Raw genomic sequence first — 26,593 nt, 5'->3', positions numbered from 1 at the left:
GCATATCATCGTTCACATTTTGACATATTACACTAAAAAGCTTAAAATGTCTAGTTTAAACCCAATAAAGTTATGAAGTCTCCTTGTCTAGCCAAGCAGCCGGCACTAGAGCGCTAGACTATTAAGAAGCTTGCAGGCGTGTTATAATTGTGTTAATTTTTGTGCAATTTATTCCTTTTATCGGGTAAAATTGCTATACTTATAGGGATAGATTGGAGGAGTAGACGATCAGATGCGTTATCCAAACGGTAAAAAATTTGAAGGGAGTTTGGACCAAGACAAGGCCAAGTCCAACCGTCAAAAAATTCAATTTGGCCATCGGGGGATGCGGCTTGAGAATATGCTCAACCAATCCAACCAATGGTATCTCAACCGTGGACTGGCAGTCATCCATAAGAAGCCCACTCCCATCCAGGTGGTCAAAGTGGACTATCCCAACCGGGCCCGGGCTAAGATTACGGAAGCCTATTACCGGCAAGCGTCCACGACGGACTATAATGGAATCTACAAGGGCTGGTATGTGGACTTTGAAGCCAAGCAATCCAACCGCATGAAGAGCTTCCCACTCAATAATATCAAGGCCCACCAAGTCAAGCACATGACTGCCTGCAGCCAAGCAGGAGGCTTGAGTTTTGTTATTTTTTGGTTTTCCAAGCGGCAGGAAGCCTATCTATATCCTATTGAGGCCCTCCAGGAAGACTGGCAGGCCTATCAGGCTAAGGAACGGTCCTCGATCCCCTTCCAGCGAATCGAAGACTACGCCTACCCTATCGCCCTAAAATACCAACCTTACTTAGATTATCTCCCCTTGCTTGACCAATATATTACAGACTATGGCAAGTGCCACTAGTCACAGCTACATACTTATAGGAAGAAGGTTTTAATATGTCTGAAAAAGACCGCCGCCACCAACGCTACAACAAGAAGCGAAAACCGCGCCAGGCCTTATCAAATCAGTCACTTTGGAAAAAAATCATCCTAGCCATTGTCGGTTTCTTTGCCGTCATCGCCCTCCTTGTAGGCTCAGTCTTCGCCTACTGGGCCTTCACCGCCCCTGAACTGACTGAGGACGAATTACGGGGGTCAATGGCTTCCATTGTCTATGACAACCAGGGCCAGGAAATCTATGAAACCAGCCAAAATGAACGACGAATTGTGAAAGAAGATGAAATTTCCCAACTCACTTTCGATGCGGTCACTTCAGTTGAGGACCAACGTTTCATGCAGCACAATGGGATCGACCCTCGACGGATTATTGGCTCTCTGATTGCTAATATCAAAGCTGGGGGCATCTCCCAAGGCGGGTCTACCCTGACCCAGCAGCTGGTCAAACTCTCCGCTTTTTCAACCAAGTCGGAAGACCAAACCTACAAACGCAAGGTCCAAGAAATGATCCTAGCTCTCCAGCTAGAAAGAAATTATACCAAGAAAGAAATTTTTGAATTCTATATTAATAAGGTCTATATGGCTAACGGCGTCTATGGGATGGGGACCGCAGCGGAAGTCTACTATGGGACGAGCTTAAATAATCTCGGCCTCCCTCAGACCGCCCTCCTCGCAGGCATGGTTCAAGCGCCTAACAATTACAACCCTTATACGAATCCCGAGAATGCTAAAGAACGGCGGGACTTGGTCCTCTCCGAAATGCTAGAGAATGGCAAGATTAGCCAAGCCGACTACGAAGCAGCGGTTAACACCCCTATCGATGCTGGCCTCCAACCCCTTGAAGAGAATCGAGAGAAAGAAAATACGGTCAACCAAGTTGTGGATTCTTATATCCAGCAAGTTGCAGAGGACGTCAAGGCAGCTGGCTACGATATGTGGTCAGACGGCCTTAAGATCTATACCCATCTTGACATGGATACCCAAAACTATATCACCGAGCTTCTCAACGATCCCAATGGGGCCTACTTCCAAGATTCCGAAGTCCAAGCTGCGGCATCAATTGTCGATACGAAGACAGGCCATATTGTTGCCCTCTTCGGCGGCCGCAACCAGACAGAAGCTCTGAGCTTGAACCGGGCCACCCAATTGAACCGGAGCGTAGGCTCTTCAATCAAACCTCTGAGTGACTACGGCCCTGCTATCGAGCACTTAAATATCAGCCCCGCAACTGGGGTTAAGGATGAACCCTACCGCTACAGCAGTGGCGATCCGATTAATAACTGGGACCGCCAACACCAAGGCCTGATTACCATGCGTCAAGCCCTAGCTGAATCGCGGAATATCCCCGCACTCAAGGTCTTCCAAGCTGTAGGGGCAGAGAAGGTTAACGACTTCCTCAATAATTTAGACATCTCCCTCAATAAGGGACAAGGCGTCTATGAATCCAATTCCATTGGTGGGGAAATCTCGCCACTGAAATTATCGGCCGCCTTTGCAGCAGTGGGCAATTACGGGGAGTATAACGAACCTAAAGCCGTAGACTACTTCCTCACCCTCAACAATGAGAAGGTTGAAGTCTCCGGTGAAAGCCGACAAGCTATGCGAGAGTCTACCGCCTATATCCTGACCGACATGATGAAATCTGTCTTTACCGAAGGGCTCTCTGCGCCTTACCACAATGGCGCCATCATCGAAGCAGGGAAGTCGGGGACAACCAACTATACCGACGACCAGATTGCCCGCTTCAATATTCCATCAGGGGCTGCCCCTGACCGTTGGATGTCTGGCTTTACCACCGATTATTCCATCTCGGTTTGGATGGGCTACGATAACCCGAACTCCCCTAATGGCTATATCACGGAAAGCGCCGGCCATGCCGTCGACTATCTCTACCGGCGGATGATGGACTATGTGTCCAATGGGGCCCACAATGAGGACTGGGAGAAACCAGATACCGTCCACGAAGCCAACCTGGTAGCCCTATCCAACCCTGTGCGTTTGGCCACCGCTTCCACTCCTTACAGCCAAACCACCCGCGACTTGATCAATGAAAACCTTTATGAGGAATTCAAGAATTCGGCTGCTAGCCAGGGCAACCTAGACCCTAATGGCAGCTATTACAGCCACTCCACCCGTCGCTATAACCGGGTACCTAGCTATGAATCCAGCTACCAGTCAGGCTACGGTGAAGAAGACTACGAAGAAACCAGCGGGCGTTCCAGCCGGTCTGTCTCGGATAGTCAAGTTGAAGAACAGGGAGACTATGAGCAAGGCCAGTCAACAGGTGGCGGTCAAACATCCATAGTGCCCGGATCGTCCAGTCAATACCAGGGACCTACTTCACAAGTAAATCCACAAACTGGAACTGATGGAAATCCTAGGGGAAATGCTTCTCCTTCCACTTCAGCCCCTGCTTATCAATAACAAAAATCTCGCTTCCCTCCTTGCTTGGAGGTGAAGCGAGATTTTTTATTTTAAACTTTTAATTCGCCAATAAATTATTCGCCGAATACACCGGATCATTGGTAATATCGATTCCCAGACGCTTGATGGTCTTTTCATTCTCCCGGCTGAGAATGAAGGTCGCATGGGCCTGGCAGTTCTCTAAGGCTTCCAATTGGTCATAGGCTGCCTTAGCCGTTGGATTGGTAACCGCGCTCATAGATAAGGCGATTAAGAGCTCATTGGTCGTCAGGACAGGCACCCGGCTGTGGAGGGCATCCCGCTTGAGGTCTTGGATAGTATTGAGGATCATCGGAGCAATCAAGTCAATTTCATCGTTGATGCCAGCCAAGGCTTTGAGACTATTGACGATCACAGCAGCAGAAGCATCCATAATCTCGCTGGTCCGACCGGTAACAATCCGTCCATCCTCTAGGGCCAATGCAACTACCCCTTGGATTTCATTCTTGCCTAAGCGTTCCTGAACCTCAGCTTCATAATCACGGGCCGGTTGGACAACTGCTCGGTCGGTGCCGTGGAGGTCGCTCTCTTCCATAATGATCTGCATCCGGCGTCGACAGTCCTCATCCAAGGTCCCCTTGACAAAATCATTCTCAATCGCAAAGTAACGGCGGATAATTTCCTGCTTAGCCGCTTGCCTGCAGACCTCATCATCGATAATCCCATCTGCAATACAGTTGACGCCCATGTCCGTGGGTGACTTATAGACTGATGGGGCTTCCGTAATATTTTCGATGATACGACGGATGACAGGGAACATGTTAATGTCTCGGTTGTAATTGACCGCCACTTCACCATAAGCTTCGTAGTGGTAGTTATCAATCATATTCACATCTTTAAGGTCCACTGTGGCCGCTTCATAGGCGATATTAACTGGGTGCTTTAAGGGCAGGTTCCAAACCGGGAAGGTCTCAAACTTAGCATAAGACGCATTCACTCCCCGGGTATGCTCATGATAAAGTTGGTTCAAGCAAGTCGCCAGCTTGCCGCTACCTGCACCTGGGGCAGTAACCACAACAACGGGTTTACTGGTTTCAATATAAGCATTCTTAGCAAAACCTTGGTCCCCAAAGATCGCTTCAATGTCTGTAGGATAGCCTTTGATGGCTTCATGGGCATAGACCTTGATGCCCCGATTTTCAAGATTGGTCATGAAGGCCTTGGCATTGGGCTGACCATTGTAACGGGTGAGCAAGACACTGTTAACCGGAATCCCGTAGCGTTGGTATTCTGCAATCAGACGTAAAACATCTTCATTATATGGAATGCCGTAGTCGCCACGGATTTTGTTATTTTCAATGTCACCCGCATAGATACAAATAATGATTTCGGCCTGGTCCTTGAGCGTTGCCAGGAGCTTCATCTTGGCATCTTCATCGAAACCAGGAAGAACGCGTTTGGCATGCTTGTCACCGATTAACTTGCCGCCAAATTCAATATAAAGTTTATCCTTGCCGGCCACACAGTCCAGGATGTGTTTGGATTGTTGGGCTAGGTATTTTTCTGTATCAAAACCAATTTTATTCATTTGCAACCCTCTTTATCTCTTTAATTTAACGTCATCATCTGAGATCAGATCTCCTTCATACTACTTTAGCACCCTGAGGAAGACTTGTAAATTAAATCATAGAACTTTAATCAAAATCTCTGGAAATGAGAGGCAGCTTAAGTTATCATGCAAGTGACCTTAAAGTATTATTGTAAAGGAGCCTCAGCGTGACCTACCAAGTCTATACCCATATTCCCTCAGCTTCAAAAGACCGCCCCTATACCCCTGTCCATGCCTGGGAGGTCTCCCAGCCCCGGGCTATCCTCCACGTGGTCCACGGCATGTCCGAACACGGTGGGCGCTATGAAAAGCTTGCCCACTACTTTAACCAAGCAGGCCTTACTGTCATTGCTCATGATCAATTAGGGCATGGCGCCCTCGCACGTGACCACCATAGTTTGGGCTATCTGGGAGCCCCCAAGCAAGCCAAGGACCTCCTCGTCCGCGATGTCCTGGCTGTCGTCAGAAGCTTTAAGCAAGAGCAAATCCCCTACATCCTCCTAGGTAATAGCATGGGAGCCTATGTGACCCGGCTCTTTCTCAAGACATACAGCCAGGAAATTGACGCCTGCATCCTATCGGCTAGCCATGCCCATGTGCCCTTCATCGGAGGCGTCCGACGTGCCCTCCAAGCCCTCAGCTTCCGAAATCAGCGCCAGACCAATCTCAAGCTCCACCGTCTTATCTTCGGCCAGGAGCCTGTCAAGGCCAAAGACTCGCCCGCCTATAAGGCGACCTGGCGAGCTGGCCAAACCCTTAAAGAAGAGCCCCTAACAGGCTTTGTCTTCACCAATGCAGGCTTCCAAGCTGTACTCGACTTAGCCCAGCAGGCGACCCGAAAAAATTGGGCTCAGGGCATCCGACCGGACCTCCCCTTCCTTATTATTAACGGCGGTTCGGATCCCCTCCACTTTAGACGAAACGAACAGGAGAGACTCAAAGCAGAGCTAAGCAAGCAAGGGATCAAGCGGGTGACCTGCCAGCGTTTTCCCGGCCACGGCCATGAACTGTACTTTTATAACCATGAAGAGGAGGTCTTTCGCTTCATTGAGGACTGGTTGGAGAAAGAAATTCTGCCGAATTCATAAAATATTCACATTTAGCCCTTATACTATAGGTGTACTAGCAAAAGATGTTGATAAGAGAAATTCCTTACTTCCTCTCCCAACTAAGTTAAGGAATGTTCGGTAGAACCAAAAAGGACTGCACAAGCAGTCCTTTTTAAGAGTTATAATGTTTACAAATGTAACCTGAAATGGAGATGATTAAATGCTGACAGGACAAGACAAATCAATCAGCCCAGCCGAATGGCAAATCATGCGGGTCATCTGGGCTCAAAAAGAAGCCAGCAGCCGCTATATTATCGATTGCCTAGCTGAAGCCATGGCTTGGAAGGACTCCACCATTAAGACCCTGATCCGGCGCCTAGTAGACAAGGGCTGGCTCGCTAAGGAGAAGCGTGGCCGGGCCTATGTCTACCAAGCCCAGGTTAGCCAAGAAGAAGCCAGCCGTTTAGAACTCAAAACCATCTTCGACAACCTCTGCCAGTGCCAGGCAGGAGATCTTATTATCCAATGCATCGAGGACAATGCCCTGTCCCAGGATATGATTCGGAATATCCAATCCGCCCTCGCTAAGAAAGAGCCCCAAGCTGTGACCTGCTCCTGCCTCCCCGGACAATGCCGGTGCCAAGTTAAACACTAGGGGGTCAGTTGCCAGTTAATGGGCGCTTGACCACTCGCTGTGAGGATGTCATTACATTGGGAGAAGGGCTTGGAACCAAAGAAACCACGGTGGGCAGATAAGGGACTGGGGTGGACCGAGGTTAAGACGGCATGCTTCGATTCGTCAATCAGGGGCCGCTTAGCCTTGGACGCATTGCCCCAGAGAATAAAGACAATCTTTTCCTGGCGCTGGTTGAGTTGAGCAATTGCATAGTCCGTCAGCTCTTCCCAACCCTGGTTCTTATGGGAATTTGCCTGGCCCTGGCGGACAGTTAAAACGGAGTTCAACAAGAGTACTCCCTGGTCAGCCCATTCGGTGAGGTTGCCATGCTGGACAGGTTGAAAGCCCACATCATCGGCCAATTCCTTATAAATATTGCGCAGGGACGGGGGGATGGGAACCCCCTTCTGCACGGAGAAAGATAGGCCATGGGCTTGGTTCGGTCCATGGTAGGGATCTTGGCCCAAAATAACCACCTTGACCTGGCTAAAGTCCGTTCGTTTGAAGGCCTCATAGATATGGAACATATCAGGATAGACCACCTGTTCTTGGTACTCTTTCTTTAAGAACTCCCGTAATCTTTGGTAGGTCGCTCCGTCAAAGACCGGCTCCAAGACCTCTTGCCATTGGTTCGCAATAATTTGATGCATAGCTGTCCTCCTCTTTTATTTCCTCAGCAGATTTCTAGTCTAGGCCTTCTTAAAATGGTAGAATAGACATAGACTTAAGATAAACTTATTATAGGAGGAAATTAGCGATGATTCAACTGATTGCTTCAGATATGGACGGGACCTTATTAAACGGTAATATGGAGATTCCCCAAGCTAATATCGATGCCATTATGCATACCTACAGCCTCGGTATCCCCTTCATTGTGTGTACCGGACGGAACTTCGAAGAAGCTAAAATTGTGCTCGATGAAGCGGGCATTCGCTGTCCGATTATCGGCCTCAATGGGGCTATTGCCTTTGATCGGACAGGAACGGTTGATTACGAGATTCCTTTGCCAGATCAAGAAGCAATCGCCATCATCGACCGGGGACGTGAACTGGGTTATTATATGGAAGCAATGACCTCAAAGAATGTCTACTCGAGCTCTCGGACCCAGCGCATCCAAGGCATTACCCGGCTCATCCAACAGATGAACCCTGGCATGAACCAAGAAGAAGCTGAACAACGAGCCACCCAGTCAACCGAAGTAACAAAGATTGACTACCGGGATGACCTCCGAGACCTCATCAATAAAGAAGGACAAAAGATCGTTAAGATCACCTTCACCCACCAAGATCCTGACAAGCACCTGGTCCCTCTCAAAAAAGAATTGACACAAAAATTTGACGATATCTATGTGACCTCGTCCTTTAAATATAACATTGAAATCAGCCAAACCCATGCTAACAAAGGGGCAGCTCTCAAGCGTTATTGTGAAGAACATGGCTATGACCTCAACCATGTCTTAGCCATTGGGGATAATTACAATGATATCCCCATGCTAGAAATCGCCGGCTACAGCTTTGCCATGGAGAATGGGGAAGAAGCCGTCAAACAAACAGCCAAGTACCAAGCCCGTTCCAATAATGCGGCAGGTCTCGCTGGCGCCATCCAAGAAATTTTGGCTCTGGAAAAAGAAGACTAGACCAAGCTTCTTAGCTTCTAACTGTGTTATACTAAACTTAATAAATGATTAGCAGTTGGAGGAAGCCCATGTTTAACTTTAACCGTACCCGTGTTCTCTTTGTTTGCCGGGCCAACATTTGTCGGTCTCCTATGGCCGAAGCTATCCTGCGGCAAAAAGTCAAAGAAGAAAAATTAAGACGTCATATTGCTGTCGATTCCGCAGCCATCGAAGATTGGCGGGTGGGCAATCCGCCCCATCCCGAAACCATCAAAATCCTGGAACAATTCCACATTGATCCTGGAAAAATGAAGAGCCGGCAACTGACTGCCAAAGATGGTAAAAAATTCGATTATATTATCTGCATGGACCAAGATGTTAAGAAGGATGCCTTAGAACGCATTCCCGAAGCCTACCATGACCGGGTTTACTTGTTTAATGAATTTTTGGGAAGTGATGACGATGTCCTAGACCCGATTATAACCAAAGATTTTTTAACTACTTTTGATGACATTTACGAAGGCGTCAATGCCATTACAGACACTATCGTGAAGGAAAGGAAGTTATCGTAATGGAAACACTAGCACAAGAATGTCGTGACTTGGTCGAAGAATTGGTTCAAGAGGCTAAACTCAAAGCCGGACAAATTGTTGTCGTTGGCTGCTCGTCATCCGAAATTATTGGCGAGCGCATCGGCAGCCAGTCCTCACCAGAAATTGGGCAAGAGGTTTTTGAAGCCATTCATGAGAGCATTAAAGGCCACGGCATCTACCTAGCAGCCCAGTGTTGTGAGCACCTCAACCGGGCGCTTATTGTGGAGCGTGAAGCTCTTCCTCAGGCCATTGAAGTTAACGTGGTCCCCCAACCCAAAGCAGGGGGATCCTTTGCTACAGCGGCTTATAAGAGCTTTGACAATCCCATCGCGATTGAAGCCATCCAAGCTGATGCAGGCATCGATATCGGTAATACCCTGATTGGGATGCACATTCTGCCTGTTTGCGTGCCCTTACGCCTCCAACACCATCGGATTGGAGAAGCCTGGGTCAATGCTTGCCGGAGACGTCCTAAGTCCATTGGTGGCGAAAGAGCCCACTACAACAAGGATTTAAAATAGCTTATTTCAGATAATGGGTTTATAATAGAGTCAAGGAGGAATTTGACATGACATTTGAAAAATCTAAAAAGAATCTCAACCAATTAGTTGCAGACCTGACCCAAATGAAGTTGATCCTACATAAGACGCATTGGTACATGCGTGGGGCTAATTTCCTTTTCCTCCACCCTCTCCTCGACGAGTGGATGGACGAAATCGACGAACAATTAGATGAAGTGTCCGAACGCCTCATCACCATCGGCGGTTCACCTTATGCTACTATGGAAGAATACTTAGAAAATACCAAGCTCAGCAACCAAAAGGGCAACTGGGAGCAATCAACCAGCGAACGCTTTGCTGAACTTCTCGATAACTACCGCTACCTCGTTGGTTTATACCGCGAAGCAGTTATTGAAGCAGACGAAGAAGGTGACGGGGTTACTAACGACCTCTTACAAGGCCACCAAAACGCACTGGAAAAACGTATCTGGATGCTTGCGGCTGAACTAGGTCAAGAACCTAATATTTATTAATATTTACGGATCAAAAAAGGGATCCCCAAGAACTTTTCGTCTTGGGGGTCCCTTTTTAAGCGCTCGCTCTTAGATAGCAAGCTCAATTTTGCGCGAATTTAGAAGAGCCCTTAAGCTGGCAGGATCATTTGTGATCAGCCCATTAATGCCCTTATCCATGAGATCAGAGGCCAAGTTCAGTCCATCAACGGTCCAGACGTTGACCTTAATCCCTTTGTCGTGGAGGTTTTCAAGCATGGTATCATTGATAGCAAAGAAATGTGGATGGTAATAATCCACGCCATGCGCCTGGCAGTACAAGCCAGGAGAAATCAGGCTGTTAACTTCCAGGAAGGCACAGGCTAGGTCAGGCGCTAGTGCTTTAACCTCTTGGATGCTGTAGTGGTTAAAAGAAGAAATCAGCACACGCGGTGCACACTTATACTGTTGAACCAGGTCCACCACCTTCTCTGCCAAACCAGGATAGGCGTATTGGTTGGTCTTCAATTCAATATTGAGAACCATGTGATTGCCCTGTAACCATTGGAGGACTTCTTCCAATGTTGGAATTTGCAAGTCTTCGCTTGGTCCAATTGAAGCAAAACCATTGGAAAAATCAAAGCTTTTAAGTTCAGCTAAGCTATAATCCATAATCCGTCCGCTAGCGTTAGAGGTGCGGTCAATCCTCTCGTCGTGGCAAACCACAACCTGGCCATCGCGGCTGAGCTGCACGTCGAGTTCTAAACCATCTGCTCCGGCTGCATAAGCTTCGCGAAAGGCTAACATGGTATTTTCTGGATACTTTGAACTGTATCCCCTGTGTGCTAGAATTTGCATGTGGTCCTCCTTATTGAATTAAAAGCGTCTAGGCGCTAAGATAGCTTCGCCTGTTTCCTTATCGAATAAGACGATTTGACTCATGTCCAAGCCCACATAAATATCTGTATCATAAGGAATATGGATAGGTGGGTTAAAGCGAGCCGTACACTCCCGGTCTGATTCGTGGAAGTCAAAGTAAACATAAGTATCTGAACCCACCTGTTCCACATTATTAGCGTGGACTTTAATCACATTTGGTCCTTCCCGTGTCTCTGCATGGTAGAGATTTTCAGGACGGATACCAATCAAAATATCCCGGCCGTCTGCTTCAACTAGCAGGCGGTCTTTTAAGTCTTCTGTTAACATGAAGGTTTCATTGGCGCTCTCCATAGCGGGCCCTTGGTCGGTAGACACTAAGCGGGCATTGATCATATTCATCTGCGGGCTACCAATAAATTCAGCCACAAAACGGTTGACTGGGTTGCGGTAAAGATTATCCGGCGTATCAAATTGTTCAATCCGTCCCCCATTAAGAACAGCAATCCGTGTTCCCATGGTCATTGCTTCCGTCTGATCGTGGGTAACATAGATGAAGGTCGTCCCTAGTTCCCGGTGGAGGCGGACAATTTCAGACCGCATGCTGACCCGTAATTTAGCATCCAGGTTAGAGAGCGGTTCATCCAGCAAGAAGACTTTTGGCTTTCTCACCATAGCGCGTCCTAAAGCGACCCGCTGTCTTTGCCCACCAGAGAGGGCAGCTGGTTTGCGGTCTAGGAAGGGGGTTAATTGGAGCACTTCAGCTACCTCTTCAACCCGTTGGTAGCGCTCTTCCTTAGAAATCCCCTTCATCTTCATGGCGAAAGCCATATTATCCCGCACATTCATATGGGGATAAAGGGCATAGGATTGGAAAACCATGGCAATGTCCCGGTCCTTAGCCGGCACATTGTTTACGAGGTCATCCCCAATATAGAGCTCCCCTTCTGAAATATCTTCCAATCCTGCGATCATACGCAGGGTGGTCGACTTACCACAACCGGATGGGCCAACAAGAACAATGAATTCTTTATCGGCAATATCCATATCAATATTATGGATGGCCTTGTAACCATCTTCATAAATTTTTCCTACTTTATTTAAAACTACTTTAGCCATTTTCTACCCCTTTACTGCACCTTGTGTTAAACCTTTTACCATATTACGTTGTCCGAAGATAAAGATTGCTAAGCTTGGCACCATACAGATGACAACGCCAGCTACCATGAGCACCATTGACTGGGAGTCCACACTATTGAGCATGCCAATTCCTACCTGCACTGTCCGGGCCTGGTCATTATTAGTAACTAAGAGTGGCCACATATACATATTCCAGCCGGATAAGAAGGATTGGACTGCCATGGCCCCAATTGTTGGCTTAAGTAAGGGCATCATAATTGTGAATAAGAAACGAATATCAGAACAGCCGTCAATCTTAGCCGCCTCATAGATCTCATAAGGGAAATTCTCAAGCGCCTGGCAGCATAAGAAAATATTAAAGGCAGATACCATATAAAGGACGATGAGCACAATTAAGGTATCATTCCAACCCCAACCCGATACCATCAAGAATTGGGAAATAATCACAGCTTCACCAGGGATCATCATCGTGGATAAAATCAAAGCATAGATAATCTTTTTGCCCTTAAAGTCAATAAATTGGAAGGCAAAACCTGCCAATAATGACGTCACAATCTGGAATGCTGTAATCGCTAGGGAGACAATAAGGGAGTTCCTGATATAGGTGGCAATCGGAGCCATGGAGAAGACATCCACAAAGTTCGTCAATGTAATTTCTTGCGGAATCAAGATACTGTCGGGATTGTAGAGTTCACTGGCTGGCTTGATGGCCATTAAGAAAGCATAGATTAAGGGGAACATCACGAACAACCACATAATGACATTAAGTAATAAGAGCCACCAGCGCTTCTTTGATTTACCCCGCGAAGGATTTGTTCCTTCTTTCTTTAAACTTTTGTCTTGACTGAGTACAGATTCCATTAATGATCTAGCCCCTTTCTGACTCTAAACATGATAAAGGTGAGCAACATAACGATGAGGAATAGAATAACTGATTCTGCCGAAGCAAAGCCATAGCGGTAGTTCATGAAGGCATTGCGGTAGATGTCGTAGACGATTACATTCGTTGCTTCGCCAGGGCCGCCCTTGGTTAAGATATTAATTTGACCGAAACCTTGGAAGGCATTGATGATATTCGTCACAAGGACAAAGAACATGGTTGGCTTGAGCGATGGGAGGGTGATATTCGTAAATTGTTGGAAGGAGTTAGCCCCATCGATAGAAGCCGATTCGTAGAGGCTATCGTCAATACTAGCCAAACCTGAACTGAAGTATAAAAAGTTCATCCCGCTATTCAACCAGCCGGTCAGAACGCCCACCGCAATCAAAGCCAGAGTCGGATCCGTTAACCAATTGACAGTCATTTTGAAGGCCTGGTTGATGATCCCGATGGAAGGGTTTAACATGACCTGGAAGATCATGGCCATCCCCGCTGAAGCAATCGCCATAGGCATGGCATAGGAGGTGGAAAAGAATTTTAAATCAGGAAAAGTTTTTTGACAGAGTAAGGCGGTTGTAAAGCCGATAATAACACCCGTCGCTACAACAATCAGTACAAATTTTAGGGTGACAATAATACTATTCCAAAAACTGGCGCTTTGGAATAATTCAAGATAATTATCCAAGAATATAAATTCTGTGCTCCGCCCCATGCCGTCAGTTAAGAAACCACTGCGCACGATAGTTTGGATAAAGGGCCAGAACATAAAGAGCACTAAGATTAAAATAGCTGGAATAAGGTAAACATAGCCCTGGAGCTTCTTCCAAGTGCTCTTTTCTTTTTTTACCATAGGAATTTTTGCTTCCAATCCGATCTCTCCTTCTAAAAGAATAAATAGCTGAGAGATGCACCCAGCTATTTATGACGCGGTCAACAGTTGATTATTTATTCACTTTGTTATAGTTTTCAAGGGCTGAATTGGTTTGGTCGGCCATCCGTTTCACAGCATCAGCTGGCTTGTCCGATCCATTGAGCAGAGCTTCTAATTCAGCTTCATAAATTTGACGTGCTTCTTGGTTGACCCCTGAAATAGCGCCTTGGTCTGAAGGCTTAGAGTCGTGTAATTGGTTAATCGCTGTTTCAAATTGTGGGAATTCTTCCAAGTTCTTTTTGAATTCTTCTTCTTCGTGAGAATTCAAGTTAACGGGGAAGTAACCTGTCGCAGCATTCCATTTGGCTTGAACTTGAGGTGATACCAGGTATTCGATGAACTTCCAGGTTGCATCTTTCTTGGCGTCATCCCCTGAATCGATCATCCAAAGGGAAGCCCCTCCGATTGAGACGCCTTGGTCATCTTCAGCAGTTAAGCCAGGATAATAAGCCGTCCCAACTTCAAAACGATCATTAACTTCCGTTAGGATCTGACGTAAGTTAGCAGTAGAACCGACTGTCATTGCAGCTTGTCCCGAAACGAATTCAGGTTGGCCCCCTTCACGGCCTACGTTTGGCATATAGCCCTTCTCTTCCCCTTCATTCCACATTTCAAGGACACGTTCCATGGATCCGTTGTCATCGAAAACCACTTCGGTTGGAGCTGCTTCCCGGCCATTGCCATTATTGAACATGTCTTCGCCCATCTTGTTGATCCATTGCTCAATGTACCAACCATAGACCCCGACAGAAATTGGCATGGTCACGCCCTCTTGTTCGGTTAACTTATCCGCATTTTCAAAGATTTCTTCCATAGTGGAAGGCGCTTCTGACAAGCCCGCTTGCTCTAGGACATCTTTGTTGTAGTACAAGATTGGTGTGGATGAGTTAAAAGGCATAGAGTGTAGCTTGTCATCCAAGGTGTAATAGGCCAAGAGATTGGGTTCAAGCTGGTTCATGTCAAAGTTATTCTTGTCCACATAGTCTTGAACTGGAACCGTCAGGCCAGAGTCAATCATGAAGGCTGTTCCCTGCTCGAAGACTTGAACGAGGTCTGCCCCTACAGCTTCGCCCGAAGCAGATGATCTTAACTTGGTCAGGGTTTCATCGTAAGTCCCTTGGTATTGGGCGTTAACGAAGACTTCATCTTGGGAATTGTTAAAGTCTGCCACTAATTCGTCCAAGGCCTTGCCTGTTTCCCCACCCATACCGTGCCAGAAAACAAGTTCAGTCTTGCCTTCACTATCTGCAGAATTGCCTTGGTTGGAAGCAGAATCGCCCGCTTCGCCGCCATTGCCGCATCCTGCTAAAAGCAGACTGAGTCCTGATAAAATCGCCGTAGATTTTAATAATTGTTTAAATTTCATTTTTGATCTTTCCTCCAAAGATTTATTTAAGCTATCTGTATTGTAACCAGTCATTATTAATTCAATGTAAATTCAGCGTAAATTTTACATGAATATGTAAAAAATATGTAAATCCTCCTAGCTTTTTACTACAGACTTGCTAGAGTCTCCGTTATACTATGCTTAGACAGTGAAAAAAGTCTAGAAATGGAGTGACCCTATTTATGAAAGAAAGAATTGGCCTCGTCGATATCGGTTCCAACACCATCCGGCTGATTGTCGTAGACATTGATGACCATTTCATCCTGCATGAGATTCAAAATATCAAGATCCCTGCCCGGCTCTACCATCATTTGGACGAAAACAATATCATGGACCAAGCAGGAATTGACCTTTTGTGTCAAATTCTCGATAACTTTGCCCATGAAGTCCAAATCCTAAAAGCAGACAAACTCCTGCCCAAGGCGACGGCTGCTATCCGCCAGTCCGAAAATTACCAGGAAATTTTAGATACCGTGAAGGAAAGAACAGGCATCACGATCGATATCATATCAGGCAACCAGGAAGCTTATTATGGCTACAATGCCATCATCCATACCATGTCTGACCGTGATGCCCTTACCGTCGATATCGGTGGGGGATCGACGGAAATCACCTATTTCAAGGACAAAGAAATCCAAGCCTCCCATTCCTTCCCCTTTGGTGCGGTCTCCTTAACCGAAAAATTCTTCTCAGATAAGGACCATGACGATAAGTCTGCCATCAAAAAAGCCCGCAAATTTGTGCGCAAGCAATTTGCTGACTTTGACTTTATTAAGGATGCCAAACTTCCTATTATTGCTGTGGGAGGGTCCGCCCGTAACGTCACCCGGGTCCACCAATTACAAAATGACTACCCCTTAGCTGGTCTCCATAACTATCAAATGACTGAGGAGGACCTGGAAGAAACCCTCGACCTCTTCCTCTCCCTATCCGCTAAAGACTTGCAAAAATTAGATGGTCTCAGTTCCGACCGGGCTGATATTATCACCCCAGCCTGCTTGGTCTTCCAAGAATTGATGAGCTGTGTCCAAGCTCCTTGCTTTAAGTTTAGCCAATACGGTCTGCGCGAGGGCATCCTCTATGAATATATCGAAGACCACTACCCCGCACCCTATGACATCTTCCACATCCAAAGACAGACCATTGAGGGCTTGACTTCGACCTACCACTTCTCCATGGCCGACCATGCCCAACGTGTCGACATTGCCCGGCAAGTCTACACCTGCCTCGAGCAGAAGGACTTTATCAATTGGAACGAACAAGAGAAGCGCTTAATGATCTACGGGGCCTATCTCTATTTCTGCGGCCGCTTCATCGAGCGGGGATCGGCTTCCCAACACAGCTTCTACTTACTTTCAAATTCTAATATGAACGGCTTTGACCACAAAGAAAGAGTAGCCATCAGTCTCATTGCTTCCTATAAGAATAAGTCCCTATTCAAACAATACGCCGAAGAGTTCGAAGATGTTTTTACCGAAGAGGAACTTGACCGCATCCAGGCCATGGGCGGTTTAATCAAGTTTTCTGAGTCTCTCAATGACTCTCACTTTAACATCATAAGCTCAATTGATATGATTATCCAAAATGATACATTAATTTTACGTATTTTTTACAATGGTACGTTAATATCAGAAGTGTACCGTGCGGAAGATCAGAAGAAACATATTGAGCGAATTATTGACCGCGATATCCAGCTCGATTTCATTCCAACGACTTCGCACAATCTATAAGTTTAGACTTAGGAAGGGTTGTAAGCTATGACTGAAGACAAACAGAAAGATATTAAGAATCCCGATTACTATGACAACCGGGAAGTTTCCTGGTTATCCTTTAACTACCGCGTCCTCCAAGAAGCGGCAGATAAACGGAATCCCTTGCTCGAACGTTTGGGCTTTTTAGCCATTGGCAGTTCCAATCTCGATGAATTTATGATGGTTCGGGTAGCTGGTTTACAGGACCAATCCCATATGCAAGGGGATACCCGAGACTCTAAGAAGCACTGGACCCCTGACCAACAGCTCGATGCCATCGCTAAGGCTAACCGGGAAAATGTTGACTACCAGTACAAACTCTTGGACCGGGTCCTACGCACCTGTGCCAAACACAATATTCACTTCTCTCCAATTGATGCTTTAGAGGACAAGGAAATTGACCAGCTTAAACAATATTTTAATGAACAAATTTTCCCTGGCCTAACTCCCCTAGGCATTGATGCCTACCGTCCTTTCCCTAATTTAAATAACAAGGTCAGCAACTTATTCGTCAACCTCCAGAGCGACCAAGGGGAAGAAATTGCTATTGTCCCTATTCCCCAACTCCTCGACCGCTACTACCACTTCGAAAAGAATGGCAGCCACTATCTTGTTGACCTCCATGACATTGTCCAATACTTCGTTGGGGAACTCTTCCCTGGCTACCAAGTGCTCTCTAACTTCTACTTCAGAGTCACTCGGAATGCTGATCTGGAATTGCATGAAGAAGGAGCCCAAGACCTTCTCGTCGTTATTGAAGACTATCTTAAGAAGCGTCGGAACGGCATTGCTGTCCGTGTGGAATTCGACCAGCGGCAAGTAGATCCCGAAAGCTTCCACCAAAATGTGGCCTTCCTCATGGATGAATTACAGCTTAAGGACCGGGATGCCTACTTCCTGAATGGTCCGCTTGATTTAACTGGGCTGAACGAAGCGGTGGACCTCTTGGAAGATGCCTTCCCCGAAATGACCTTCAAAGACTTCAGCCCGGTTTATCCGCCTGAATTGGAGCACGAGGACCTCTTTAACTATATTGAGAAAAAAGACCTCTTCCTCCACCATCCCTATGACTCCTTCGATCCGATTGTTGAATTTATCTCCCAAGCAGCGGATGATCCAGCAACCATCGCCATTAAGATGACCCTCTACCGGGTATCTAGTGACTCGCCTATTGTTAAGGCCCTCAAACGGGCAGCCGAGAATGGCAAGCAGGTTACGGTCTTAGTGGAGCTCAAGGCCCGCTTTGACGAAGAAAACAATGTCCAATGGGCCAAGGTTTTAGAAGAAGCAGGCTGTCATGTGATCTATGGCAAGTCCCATCTCAAGACCCACAGTAAAATCTCCCTTGTCGTCAAACGCCAAGGCAAGCAACTCAAGCGCTATGTCCACCTGGGAACAGGCAATTATAATGATAAGACAGCGCGGGGCTATACGGATATGGGCCTACTCACCACCAATCCTGAAATCGGTGAGGATGCCACTAACTTCTTCAACTACCTGAGTGGCTATGCCGAACAGCCCGACTACCACCACCTCCACGTCTCGCCTTTCGATATCCGAGACTCCTATATTGAGGATATTAATGACGAAATCGAAATGCACAAAAAATATGGGAACGGTAAGATTATCGCTAAGATGAACTCCTTGACCAGCCTGGATATTATTCGCAAGCTCTATGAAGCCAGCCAAGCCGGTGTCCAAGTTGACCTGATCATCCGCGGCATCTGCTGCTTGATTCCAGGCATTCCAGGCATTTCCGACAATATCCGTGTCATTTCCGTAGTAGGACGCTTCTTAGAGCACAGCCGGATCTACTACTTCCACAATAATGGCCAAGAGAAGCTCTTCCTCTCGTCAGCTGATATGATGACCCGCAATATGATCCGTCGGGTGGAAATCGAATTCCCTATTCTTGACCCATCCATCCACAATGAGATCATGAACATCCTCAAGGTCTATTTTGCTGACAATACCAAGGCCCGCTACAAGCTCCCAGACTCTTCCTATGCCTACGTCCAAAACGACAAGGCCGAAGTTTCTGCCCAAGAAGAGTTCATGAAGAAGGCCCTGGCCAAGAAGTCCAGCCAGCACCCCGCCCAAGCCAAGAAAAAATGGTTCCAACGTCTCCCATTCTCTTTTAGAAAGTAGGGAAATAAACAGTAAGTATTGATTTCCTGCCTTCTTTCGTGTAATATTCGAGAGAAACAATAAATCAAAAAGCGAGGTAAAGCATTCATGTTAACTGTCAGCAATGTCAGTTTGCATTTCTCAGATCGCAAACTTTACGACAATGTGAATTTAAAATTTACGCCCGGAAATTGCTACGGCATTATTGGGGCCAATGGTGCAGGAAAATCTACTTTTCTTAAGATTCTTTCTGGAGAAATCCAACCCTCTACGGGGCAAGTCAACTTAGATCCTAATGAACGTTTATCAGTTCTCAGCCAGAACCACTTTGGCTTCGAAGACTATACGGTGATTGATACAGTCATCATGGGAAACAAAGAACTCTATGACATCAAGAATGAAAAAGATGCCATTTATGCCAAGGCTGACTTCACGGAAGAAGATGGTATCCGTGCCGGTGAACTAGAGGCACAATTTGCGGAGATGAACGGTTGGGAAGCCGAGTCTGAAGCGGCCCAATTATTGACCGGCCTAGGTATCGAAGAATCGGTCCACAATCAATTGATGAGCGAATTAGACGAAAAGGACAAGGTTAAAGTCTTACTGGCCCAAGCCCTCTTCGGAAATCCCGATGTCTTGCTCTTAGACGAACCGACCAATGGTTTAGATGCCGCATCCATTGAATGGTTAGCAGACTATCTGATTGACTACGAGAACACTGTTATCGTAGTTTCCCACGACCGTTACTTCCTCAACCGGGTATGTACCCATATTTGTGATGTTGATTTCGGTCGCATCCAGCTCTATGTCGGTAACTATGACTTCTGGAAGCAATCGTCTGAATTGGCCGCTAAATTACAGGCAGACGCCAATGCCAAAAAAGAAGAAAAGGTTAAAGAGCTCAAAGAATTTATCGCCCGCTTCTCCGCCAATGCCTCCAAGTCTAAGCAGGCCACGTCGCGTAAGAAGATGCTCGATAAGATTGAACTCGACGATATCCAACCATCTAGCCGTAAATATCCTTTTGTTGGTTTTGAACCTGAGCGCGAAATCGGTAACGATGTTCTTACTGTGGAAGGCCTCTCTAAAACCATCGATGGGGTTAAAGTCCTTGATAATATCACCTTTAACCTCAAAAATGATGACAAGGTAGCCTTTGTGAGCCGTAATGATGCTTCCGTCACTGCTCTTTTCAAGATTATCATGGGGGAAATGGAGCCGGATACGGGAACTTATAAGTGGGGTGTCACGACCTCCCAGGCCTACCTACCCCGCGATAGCTCAAACGAGTTTGATGGCCGCCAAGATACCATCCTGGAATGGCTGCGCCAATATGCCAAAACCCCAGAAGAACAAGATAATACCTTCCTGCGTAGCTTCCTGGGACGGATGCTCTTTTCAGGAGATGATGTGAATAAGCAAGTGGACGTCTTATCGGGTGGGGAGAAAGTTCGCTGCCTCCTCTCCAAGATGATGCTTTCTAAGGCCAATGTCCTGGTCATGGATGATCCGACCAACCACTTAGACTTGGAATCCATCACCAGCCTCAACGAAGGACTCATTCGCTTTAACGGCGTCCTCCTCTTTAGCTCTCACGACCGGGAGTTCCTCTCCACCATCGCCAACCGTGTCATCCACGTCAGCGGCCAAGGCATGGTTGACCGTATCGATACCGGTTTTGAAGACTATCTCAATAATGCCGATACTCAAGAGCGGGTCGACCAACTCTACCAATAAAAAACAAAAGCGTGAGAGCACGAGCATGGTATGCAAGTGATTTCACGCTTTTTCTAATATTTTTTCATCCATAATTGGTCGATATAGTGGTTACCCCGCTTGTGGATCACCATATCTGCCCGGTTGCGGGTCGGTAAGATATATTCATTAAGGTTGACCAAGTTAATATCTTGCCAGATTCGCTTGGCTTCTGCCATTGCCTGGTCTTCCCCCATCTGGCTATAGCGGTAATGGTGGTTATCCGGATTCTCTTCCGCCTTGTGCATAAGCATCTTGAAGCGCTCATAGTACCAACGTTCGATACAAGCCGTATCCGCATCCACATAAATAGATAGGTCCGAAAAGTCCCCGACAAAGACCTGCTCCTTATCATCTAATTGGAGCACATTAATGCCTTCCACAATTAAGATATTGGGATTTCGCAAGACCTGCTTGGCTCCCTTGACAATATCATAATTCTCGTGGGAATAGACAGGAAAGGGAATATTTCGTTTATTATTCTTCACATCCGTCAAAAACTGCAAGAGCTTGGGCATATCATAGCTTTCAGGAAAGCCCTTGCGGTTAAGGATTCCGCGTCTCATTAATTCCTCATTGGGGTAAAGAAAGCCATCCGTTGTAACTAAATCAACATTTAAATCAGGGAAGGCTTGGGATAAAAAGAGCCGCAACAGACGTGCGGTCGTCGACTTGCCAACTGCCACTGAACCGGAGATGGCAATCATAAAGGGAGGAATCTCAGCTTCGATACCAAGAAAATGGTTGCGCCGCCGTTGCAAGCGGGAGTAATTATCTCGGTAAATGGCAATCAGCTGGGTCAGCGGTTCATAAACCTCCAAGGCATCTGTCACGGATAATTCATCGTTAAGCGAAATAATCTTTCGCAGCTGCTTCTCCGTTAGATGAATTTCAATCGAGGGATGGACCCGTTCCCGGTAGTCCCGCCACTGAACCCGGTCAATAATATGATAGGTTTCTGCTTCAATCAAAACAATTCTCCTTTAATTTCCATCACGTGATAGCCAGTCCACATGGATCCGGGCGCAAGAAGTCTCCCCACTTAGGACCTGGTGCCAAGTTTGCGCCGAGTCCTCCTGTTCTTCTATCCGACTCGCTAGCTGGTAGGCTTGACCCAGCCCCAGTTCATGGTCATAGCTAATATCGAAAGCCTGGACCGCTCGGCTTGCTAAAAAAGTCCCAGCGACTTGGTTGATGACCCAGTTGAGGTAGACCGAGTTATTGACATGTTGGTTGGCGTCAATTTCTGTATACTGAACCCTAGCCTCTGAGCTGAGATCAGGCTCTCCTAAATTCTTTTTGAAACGATAAGGGCGTTCTGCCTTCAGCCCACTGTTCTCGGCTTGGAATTGGTCAGGTATGCGCACAATCTTGCGTGCTTCAAGATCCATCAAACTAAATTGAGACTGGCCCTTGATGACCACTTGGCCGTCAGAATTATAGAAGTGGTAATAGCGGTAGACAAAGAAACGGTTGACCTCAATAATTCCCGTTTCAAGGCGGACCTTGTCACCTAGGCGTGGCCGACTCTGGCAAGCAAAATGATGGGACAGGACAATCCAATTATAGCCCCTTAATTTATGCTCATAAGGCCAGTCGTATTCTTGGTTGGCCACTAATTGGAAGACCAAGTCCACAATGCCTTTCATGGTTACTTCCCCATTCGCATCACAAAATAATTCCGTTAAAATAAATTCCTTGCTGTAGGCTGCCATCCAAATTCCCACCCTCTCACAAAATGTTAGTCTGTTTTCACAATACTGTCATCATACCAAAAAAAATGATATCTGCCTAGGCCTAGCCTGCTAGGCAAAGCCTCCTTAGTGATCATTCTTCTCTTTTTCCTGCTCGGCCCGGATCGCTTGATAGTCCGGATCCTTCTTCCCCCGTTTGAGCCGGGCCCTGAATTCGCTCTGCATGAGCTTGCGGATGCTCTTGGCTGACAGCTTCTCATTGCGAATATCATGTTCAGCAATCACCCGGAGCACCGAGATATAAGACATAGCTAAAGCTGTTGTCACAATGGACGCCGTAGCCCCTGAGATGGCGCCACCCGCCAGACTCCCTAGGCCTGGAATCAGCTTAAAGATATTGCCCACTAAGGTCCGTCCCAAGAAGGTCGCACCTGTTGTTCCCCCGACGGCTCCCACTAGGCCCACTAGGGTTTGGTGTTCCAAAGAGACACCAAAAATGGCTGTGATATGGGCGAGCATCGAGATCTGCAGGGGCACAATTAGGGCAGCATCAGCAAAAGGAATCGGTGTAAAACCAACCCCAAATGTTGAAATAATATAACGGCGCGCCCAACGCCGCGCCAATCGTGCTTTGCGGTCCAGGTCTCCTTGTTGGGCATTGTTAAAAGCATCTTGGACGTCATGGGGGATTACAGCCAGGGTTTGTTCAATCAAATGGTCTAAACCATAAGCTGGGACAGTATAATCTGGGCTGACCGGATAGTCTTTGGCCATAATGGGGACAACAGCTTGAACCTTTAAGTTCAAGTTATCCAGGTACTTTTTGAAGTCTTGAGCGGGCTGTCCAATGGCCTGGGTTAAGACCAAGATCACCGGCATCTTATCGGCTAGTCCTTGGATAAAGGCTTTCTCCATGGGTTCGATCCGCGACGAAGAAGCATTGATGCAATAGTAAGCGCAGTGCATGGTCTCACCCTTGGCTTCTAATTGGTCGAGGCATTCATTAATTTCCCGACTCACCTGGTCTTGAATGCTGGCGTCCAATTCCAAGCCCCGAGTATCATAGAGGACCAGGGGAAGGTTGTCCTTCGTAATCTGACGCAAGTGCTTGGTGATAGGTTCACCAATCCCCGTTTCGACCAAACGCTCACGAAAGACGCGGTTGATCAGGGTTGACTTCCCTACTCCCGTCTTACCGACCACCAGAATATGGATGGGTTTCATTTTTTTGATTTCTTCTTGGGTCTGTTGGGTTAATTCCTCGATCAAAGAGAGGTCAACAGCTGATGCTTTCTTCATGATGGAATCCTCCTTGTCTTCCTTCGACTGTTTATATGGATATGATATAATATGATTAAAAATGATAGGATGTGTTAACGTGCCCAGCCAGCAAAATGTTTTCAAGGACCCTGAAATTCTCCAGTCCAAGTCTTACCAGATTACCAATGAGGTCTTCTGTGCCGTTAGCCACGGCATTGGACTTATCTTAGCCATTATTGCTTGCATTAGCCTCTGTTTCAAGGCCGTACGCCTAGAGAGCCCTGTCCACCTACTGGCCTACCTTAATTTTACACTGGCCATGTGTATGCTTTATTTTAACTCAACTCTCTACCATAGTCTAAAATTTACCCGTGTCGCCCCGCTTTTTCGTATCTTTGACCATTGCGCGATCTATCTCTTAATTGCGGGTTCCTACGCCCCCTACTGCCTCCTCGTCCTGCCAACAAAGATTGGTTGGCCTATTTTTATCTTGGAATGGCTGATCGCCGCTTGCGGTATCTTCCTCAGTTTAAGAGCGAGCGACCGCTTTAAGCGTTGGGAGACCTGGACCTATATCGCCATGGGCTGGTTGGTCCTCTTCACCGTCAAGCCACTCATTGACCACTTCCCTCTGCCTGGACTGGTCTGGACCCTGATTGGAGGAATTGCCTACACCCTAGGCACCTACTTCTATGTCAAAGATGACCAAGTTGCCTACTACCATGTGGCCTGGCACCTCTTTGTTATGGCCGGGAGTGCTTGCTTTTTTATCGCTATCCTATGCTACACTTAAGGCGAATTTGTAAAAAAAGGCCATTCTTTAGCATTCTTCACTTAGAATATGTTAAAATGTTAGAGTGGTAGAGAAGCTATTCTCCAAATTATTAATTAACAATAAATAAATATTATGTGAAAGAAGGAAAACTATGATTTATAAAGTTTTTTATCAAAAAACAAAAACTGAAGTGCCAACACGCGAACATACGCAGGCTCTTTACATCGATGCTGAATCGGTGACTGAAGTCCGCCGTATCCTCGCTGAAAAAACCCCTTACCATGTTGAGCACATCCAATTATTAGACGACGCTCACTTAGCCTATGAGCAAAAGAGTGACCGTTTCGAATTAACGGAGTTTGCTGATTAATGAAGTTAAAAATTAAAAACCATGAAACAGCTGTTTTCGCCATTGGGGGTTTAGGCGAAATCGGCAAGAATATGTACTGTATCCAATTCCAAGATGAGATCATTGTTCTGGATGCTGGGGTCATGTTCCCCGAGGATGATTTGCTAGGCATTGACTATGTGATTTCAGATTATTCCTATCTCATTGAAAACCAAGACAAGATTAAGGGCGTCTTCATCACCCACGGTCACGAAGACCATATCGGTGGTGTCCCCTTCTTGCTCAAGCAAGTCAATGTACCGATCTATGCTGGGGCCCTGTCCCTAGCCCTCATCCGCGCTAAACTAGAAGAACACCACTTACTGCGTGACGCTGAACTGCATGAAGTAGATGAAGATAGCGTCATCAAATTCCGTAAGACCCAGGTTAGCTTTGCCCGAGTGACCCACTCGATTCCCGATGCCATGGCGATCTGTGTGAAGACACCTTCAGGGAATATTGTTTTCACCGGAGACTACAAGTTCGACTTTACGCCAACCGGTAAGAAGGCCGACTTGCATAAGTTAGCCCGTCTAGGAGACGAAGGTGTCCTCTGCTTGCTCGGTGACTCCACCAACTCAGAGATTACGGGCTTTACCAAGTCGGAACGGGTCGTTAGCAGCGCCTTGAAAGATATTATCGATAAGATTGAAGGGCGGATTATCTTCGCTAGCTTCGCTTCCAATATCTCCCGCTTATCGGAAGCCATCGACATCGCCATCGCCAACCACCGCAAAGTGGCAGTCTTTGGACGATCGATGGAAAATGCCGTGCGCAATGCCCAAGAGATTGGCTATTTTGACCTACCTAAGGGTGTCTTAATTGATGGCAAGGATATTAATAAGTACCCTAGCAATGAGGTTATGATCATGTGTACCGGGTCTCAGGGTGAACCCATGGCAGCCTTGAGCCGGATTGCCAACGGGACCCACCGTCAGATCTCCATCCAAGATGGTGATACCGTTATCTTCTCCTCCTCACCTATCCCAGGTAATACCATCAGTGTAAACCGAGTAATTAACAAATTACTGGAGGCAGGGGCTGAAGTTGTTCACGGTAAGATCAACAATGTCCATACCTCTGGCCACGGCTCGCAAGAAGAACAGAAACTAATGCTGAGTCTCTTGAAACCTAAATACTTCATGCCAGTCCATGGCGAGTACCGGATGTTATCCATCCAAGCAGATACCGCTGTCAGCCTCGGGATTCCACGGGAGAATACCTTCATCATGGATAACGGAGACGTCCTAGCCCTGACGGAGGATTCTGCACGTCGGGCAGGCCATATCCCTGCCAATGATGTCTATGTTGACGGTAAGGGCATCGGCGATATCGGCAATATTGTTCTTAGAGACCGCCATAAGCTCTCTGAAGATGGCTTAGTCCTAGTGGTTGTCACTATCGACTTCGAAACAAATCAACTCCTAGCAGGTCCAGCTATCGTCTCGCGCGGCTTTATCTACATGCGAGAATCAGAAGACCTGATCAGCGATGCCCAACGCGTCATCCAAACAGCCGTCATCGGCCACTTGAACTCAGGCAACAAGGTCAACGAGAAAATTTTACGCGACAGCATCCAAAACTCGCTCCAACCCTTCTTATATAAACGAACCAAACGCAACCCACTCATCATGTCAGTCGTCATGTCTGTGTAAAACAGGGTGTGAGCAAGAGCGCTTAGACTTGAATGATTGGAGGCTCATCGAATAAGGCTGACCTCAGTCAGACGTTTCGATGAGCTGAAATCACTTCAAGTCTGCTCTTGCGAACCCGACTAAACAGGGTGTGAGGGCTGGCGCTTAGCTTTC

General features: G+C 46.9%; 24 protein-coding genes. 14 read left to right on the top strand and 10 right to left on the bottom strand.

Annotated features, from left to right (window positions below):
* Positions 1–232 precede the first annotated feature (232 nt).
* Together recU and F6I03_RS00435 are read left to right on the top strand one after the other, a co-directional pair.
* Positions 233–850 carry a Holliday junction resolvase RecU gene (gene recU / locus F6I03_RS00440; protein WP_070430978.1) on the top strand — a complete coding sequence of 206 codons (618 nt, stop codon included), beginning with the start codon at positions 233–235 and terminating at the stop codon, positions 848–850.
* A gap of 35 nt (positions 851–885) precedes the next feature.
* Positions 886–3,309, top strand: a complete 2,424-nt coding sequence (locus F6I03_RS00435; RefSeq protein WP_070430979.1) for a PBP1A family penicillin-binding protein — start codon at positions 886–888, stop codon at positions 3,307–3,309.
* Positions 3,310–3,367: 58 nt separating this feature from the next.
* On the opposite strand, the gene F6I03_RS00430 is transcribed toward F6I03_RS00435, so the two are convergent.
* Complete coding sequence (locus F6I03_RS00430) at positions 3,368–4,876, bottom strand: DUF1846 domain-containing protein (protein WP_070430980.1); 1,509 nt, start codon at positions 4,874–4,876, stop codon at positions 3,368–3,370.
* A gap of 188 nt (positions 4,877–5,064) precedes the next feature.
* Here F6I03_RS00430 and F6I03_RS00425 point away from each other — a divergent pair, with 188 nt between their 5' ends.
* Both F6I03_RS00425 and F6I03_RS00420 read left to right on the top strand, forming a co-directional pair.
* Entirely contained in the window at positions 5,065–5,985 is a 921-nt protein-coding gene (locus tag F6I03_RS00425; protein ID WP_070430981.1) for an alpha/beta hydrolase, read from the top strand.
* Between the two features lie 181 nt (positions 5,986–6,166).
* Positions 6,167–6,601: a CopY/TcrY family copper transport repressor gene (locus tag F6I03_RS00420; RefSeq protein ID WP_070430982.1), complete on the top strand. Its 435-nt coding sequence runs from the start codon at positions 6,167–6,169 to the stop codon at positions 6,599–6,601.
* On the opposite strand, the gene F6I03_RS00415 is transcribed toward F6I03_RS00420, so the two are convergent.
* Positions 6,598–7,272, bottom strand: a complete 675-nt coding sequence (locus F6I03_RS00415; RefSeq protein ID WP_070430983.1) for a uracil-DNA glycosylase — start codon at positions 7,270–7,272, stop codon at positions 6,598–6,600. The two genes, F6I03_RS00420 and F6I03_RS00415, sit on opposite strands and share 4 nt — an antisense overlap.
* 107 nt (positions 7,273–7,379) lie before the next feature.
* On the opposite strand from F6I03_RS00415, the gene F6I03_RS00410 reads away from it, so the two are divergent.
* The 4 genes from F6I03_RS00410 (at position 7,380) to F6I03_RS00395 (ending at position 9,863) form a co-directional block, all read left to right on the top strand.
* Positions 7,380–8,258: a Cof-type HAD-IIB family hydrolase gene (locus tag F6I03_RS00410; RefSeq protein ID WP_070430984.1), complete on the top strand. Its 879-nt coding sequence runs from the start codon at positions 7,380–7,382 to the stop codon at positions 8,256–8,258.
* 68 nt (positions 8,259–8,326) lie between these two features.
* Positions 8,327–8,809, top strand: a complete 483-nt coding sequence (locus F6I03_RS00405; protein ID WP_070430985.1) for a low molecular weight protein-tyrosine-phosphatase — start codon at positions 8,327–8,329, stop codon at positions 8,807–8,809.
* Positions 8,809–9,351, top strand: coding sequence for a TIGR01440 family protein (locus tag F6I03_RS00400; protein ID WP_070430986.1), 543 nt, complete (start codon positions 8,809–8,811; stop codon positions 9,349–9,351). The genes F6I03_RS00405 and F6I03_RS00400 overlap by 1 nt, the downstream gene beginning before the upstream one ends.
* Positions 9,352–9,398: 47 nt before the next feature.
* A complete protein-coding gene (locus tag F6I03_RS00395; protein ID WP_070430987.1) occupies positions 9,399–9,863 on the top strand; it encodes a Dps family protein in 465 nt (154 codons plus the stop codon).
* A 69-nt stretch (positions 9,864–9,932) separates the two neighbouring features.
* On the opposite strand, the gene F6I03_RS00390 is transcribed toward F6I03_RS00395, so the two are convergent.
* The 5 genes from F6I03_RS00390 to F6I03_RS00370 form a co-directional block, all read right to left on the bottom strand.
* Entirely contained in the window at positions 9,933–10,679 is a 747-nt protein-coding gene (locus F6I03_RS00390; protein ID WP_070430988.1) for a glycerophosphodiester phosphodiesterase, read from the bottom strand.
* An 18-nt stretch (positions 10,680–10,697) separates the two neighbouring features.
* A complete protein-coding gene (locus F6I03_RS00385) occupies positions 10,698–11,816 on the bottom strand; it encodes an ABC transporter ATP-binding protein (RefSeq protein ID WP_070626015.1) in 1,119 nt (372 codons plus the stop codon).
* Positions 11,817–11,819: 3 nt separating this feature from the next.
* The gene (locus F6I03_RS00380; RefSeq protein ID WP_150983030.1) at positions 11,820–12,698 is read right to left on the bottom strand and encodes a carbohydrate ABC transporter permease; all 879 of its coding nucleotides are present in this window, start codon (positions 12,696–12,698) and stop codon (positions 11,820–11,822) included.
* Positions 12,698–13,585 (bottom strand): carbohydrate ABC transporter permease, encoded by an 888-nt coding sequence (locus F6I03_RS00375; RefSeq protein WP_224788477.1) that lies wholly within the window; start codon positions 13,583–13,585, stop codon positions 12,698–12,700. The genes F6I03_RS00380 and F6I03_RS00375 overlap by 1 nt, the downstream gene beginning before the upstream one ends.
* 73 nt (positions 13,586–13,658) lie before the next feature.
* Positions 13,659–15,014, bottom strand: coding sequence for an ABC transporter substrate-binding protein (locus tag F6I03_RS00370; protein WP_070430991.1), 1,356 nt, complete (start codon positions 15,012–15,014; stop codon positions 13,659–13,661).
* A gap of 203 nt (positions 15,015–15,217) precedes the next feature.
* Here F6I03_RS00370 and F6I03_RS00365 point away from each other — a divergent pair, with 203 nt between their 5' ends.
* From F6I03_RS00365 to F6I03_RS00355, 3 genes are all read left to right on the top strand, one after another.
* Positions 15,218–16,765 carry a Ppx/GppA family phosphatase gene (locus F6I03_RS00365; protein WP_070430992.1) on the top strand — a complete coding sequence of 516 codons (1,548 nt, stop codon included), beginning with the start codon at positions 15,218–15,220 and terminating at the stop codon, positions 16,763–16,765.
* Positions 16,766–16,792: 27 nt separating this feature from the next.
* Entirely contained in the window at positions 16,793–18,934 is a 2,142-nt protein-coding gene (locus tag F6I03_RS00360; protein ID WP_070430993.1) for an RNA degradosome polyphosphate kinase, read from the top strand.
* A gap of 87 nt (positions 18,935–19,021) precedes the next feature.
* Positions 19,022–20,650, top strand: a complete 1,629-nt coding sequence (locus F6I03_RS00355) for an ABC-F family ATP-binding cassette domain-containing protein (protein ID WP_070430994.1) — start codon at positions 19,022–19,024, stop codon at positions 20,648–20,650.
* 53 nt (positions 20,651–20,703) lie between these two features.
* Here the strand turns inward: F6I03_RS00355 and coaA are convergent, their stop codons facing one another.
* The 3 genes from coaA to F6I03_RS00340 all read right to left on the bottom strand — a co-directional run bounded on the left by coaA (position 20,704) and on the right by F6I03_RS00340 (position 23,661).
* Complete coding sequence (coaA, locus tag F6I03_RS00350) at positions 20,704–21,639, bottom strand: type I pantothenate kinase (RefSeq protein ID WP_070430995.1); 936 nt, start codon at positions 21,637–21,639, stop codon at positions 20,704–20,706.
* A 12-nt stretch (positions 21,640–21,651) separates the two neighbouring features.
* Positions 21,652–22,383 carry an acyl-[acyl-carrier-protein] thioesterase gene (locus F6I03_RS00345; RefSeq protein WP_070430996.1) on the bottom strand — a complete coding sequence of 244 codons (732 nt, stop codon included), beginning with the start codon at positions 22,381–22,383 and terminating at the stop codon, positions 21,652–21,654.
* Positions 22,384–22,488: 105 nt separating this feature from the next.
* On the bottom strand, positions 22,489–23,661 hold the full coding sequence (locus F6I03_RS00340) for a GTPase (protein WP_070430997.1): 1,173 nt from the start codon (positions 23,659–23,661) through the stop codon (positions 22,489–22,491).
* Positions 23,662–23,740: 79 nt separating this feature from the next.
* Between F6I03_RS00340 and trhA the strand changes: the two genes are divergently transcribed.
* The 3 genes from trhA (at position 23,741) to rnjA (ending at position 26,440) form a co-directional block, all read left to right on the top strand.
* Positions 23,741–24,415 (top strand): PAQR family membrane homeostasis protein TrhA, encoded by a 675-nt coding sequence (gene trhA / locus F6I03_RS00335; RefSeq protein WP_168160472.1) that lies wholly within the window; start codon positions 23,741–23,743, stop codon positions 24,413–24,415.
* Positions 24,416–24,548: 133 nt separating this feature from the next.
* On the top strand, positions 24,549–24,767 hold the full coding sequence (locus F6I03_RS00330) for a DNA-dependent RNA polymerase subunit epsilon (protein WP_070430999.1): 219 nt from the start codon (positions 24,549–24,551) through the stop codon (positions 24,765–24,767).
* Complete coding sequence (rnjA, locus tag F6I03_RS00325) at positions 24,767–26,440, top strand: ribonuclease J1 (protein WP_150983029.1); 1,674 nt, start codon at positions 24,767–24,769, stop codon at positions 26,438–26,440. Before F6I03_RS00330 ends, rnjA begins: the two co-directional genes overlap by 1 nt.
* The last annotated feature ends 153 nt before the right edge of the window (positions 26,441–26,593 follow it).

Origin of the sequence: Aerococcus sanguinicola (assembly GCF_008726925.1) — a bacterium.
GTDB lineage: Bacteria > Bacillota > Bacilli > Lactobacillales > Aerococcaceae > Aerococcus.
Note: the sequence above shows the minus strand (reverse complement) of the source record. Positions and strands in the feature narration are given on the sequence as shown.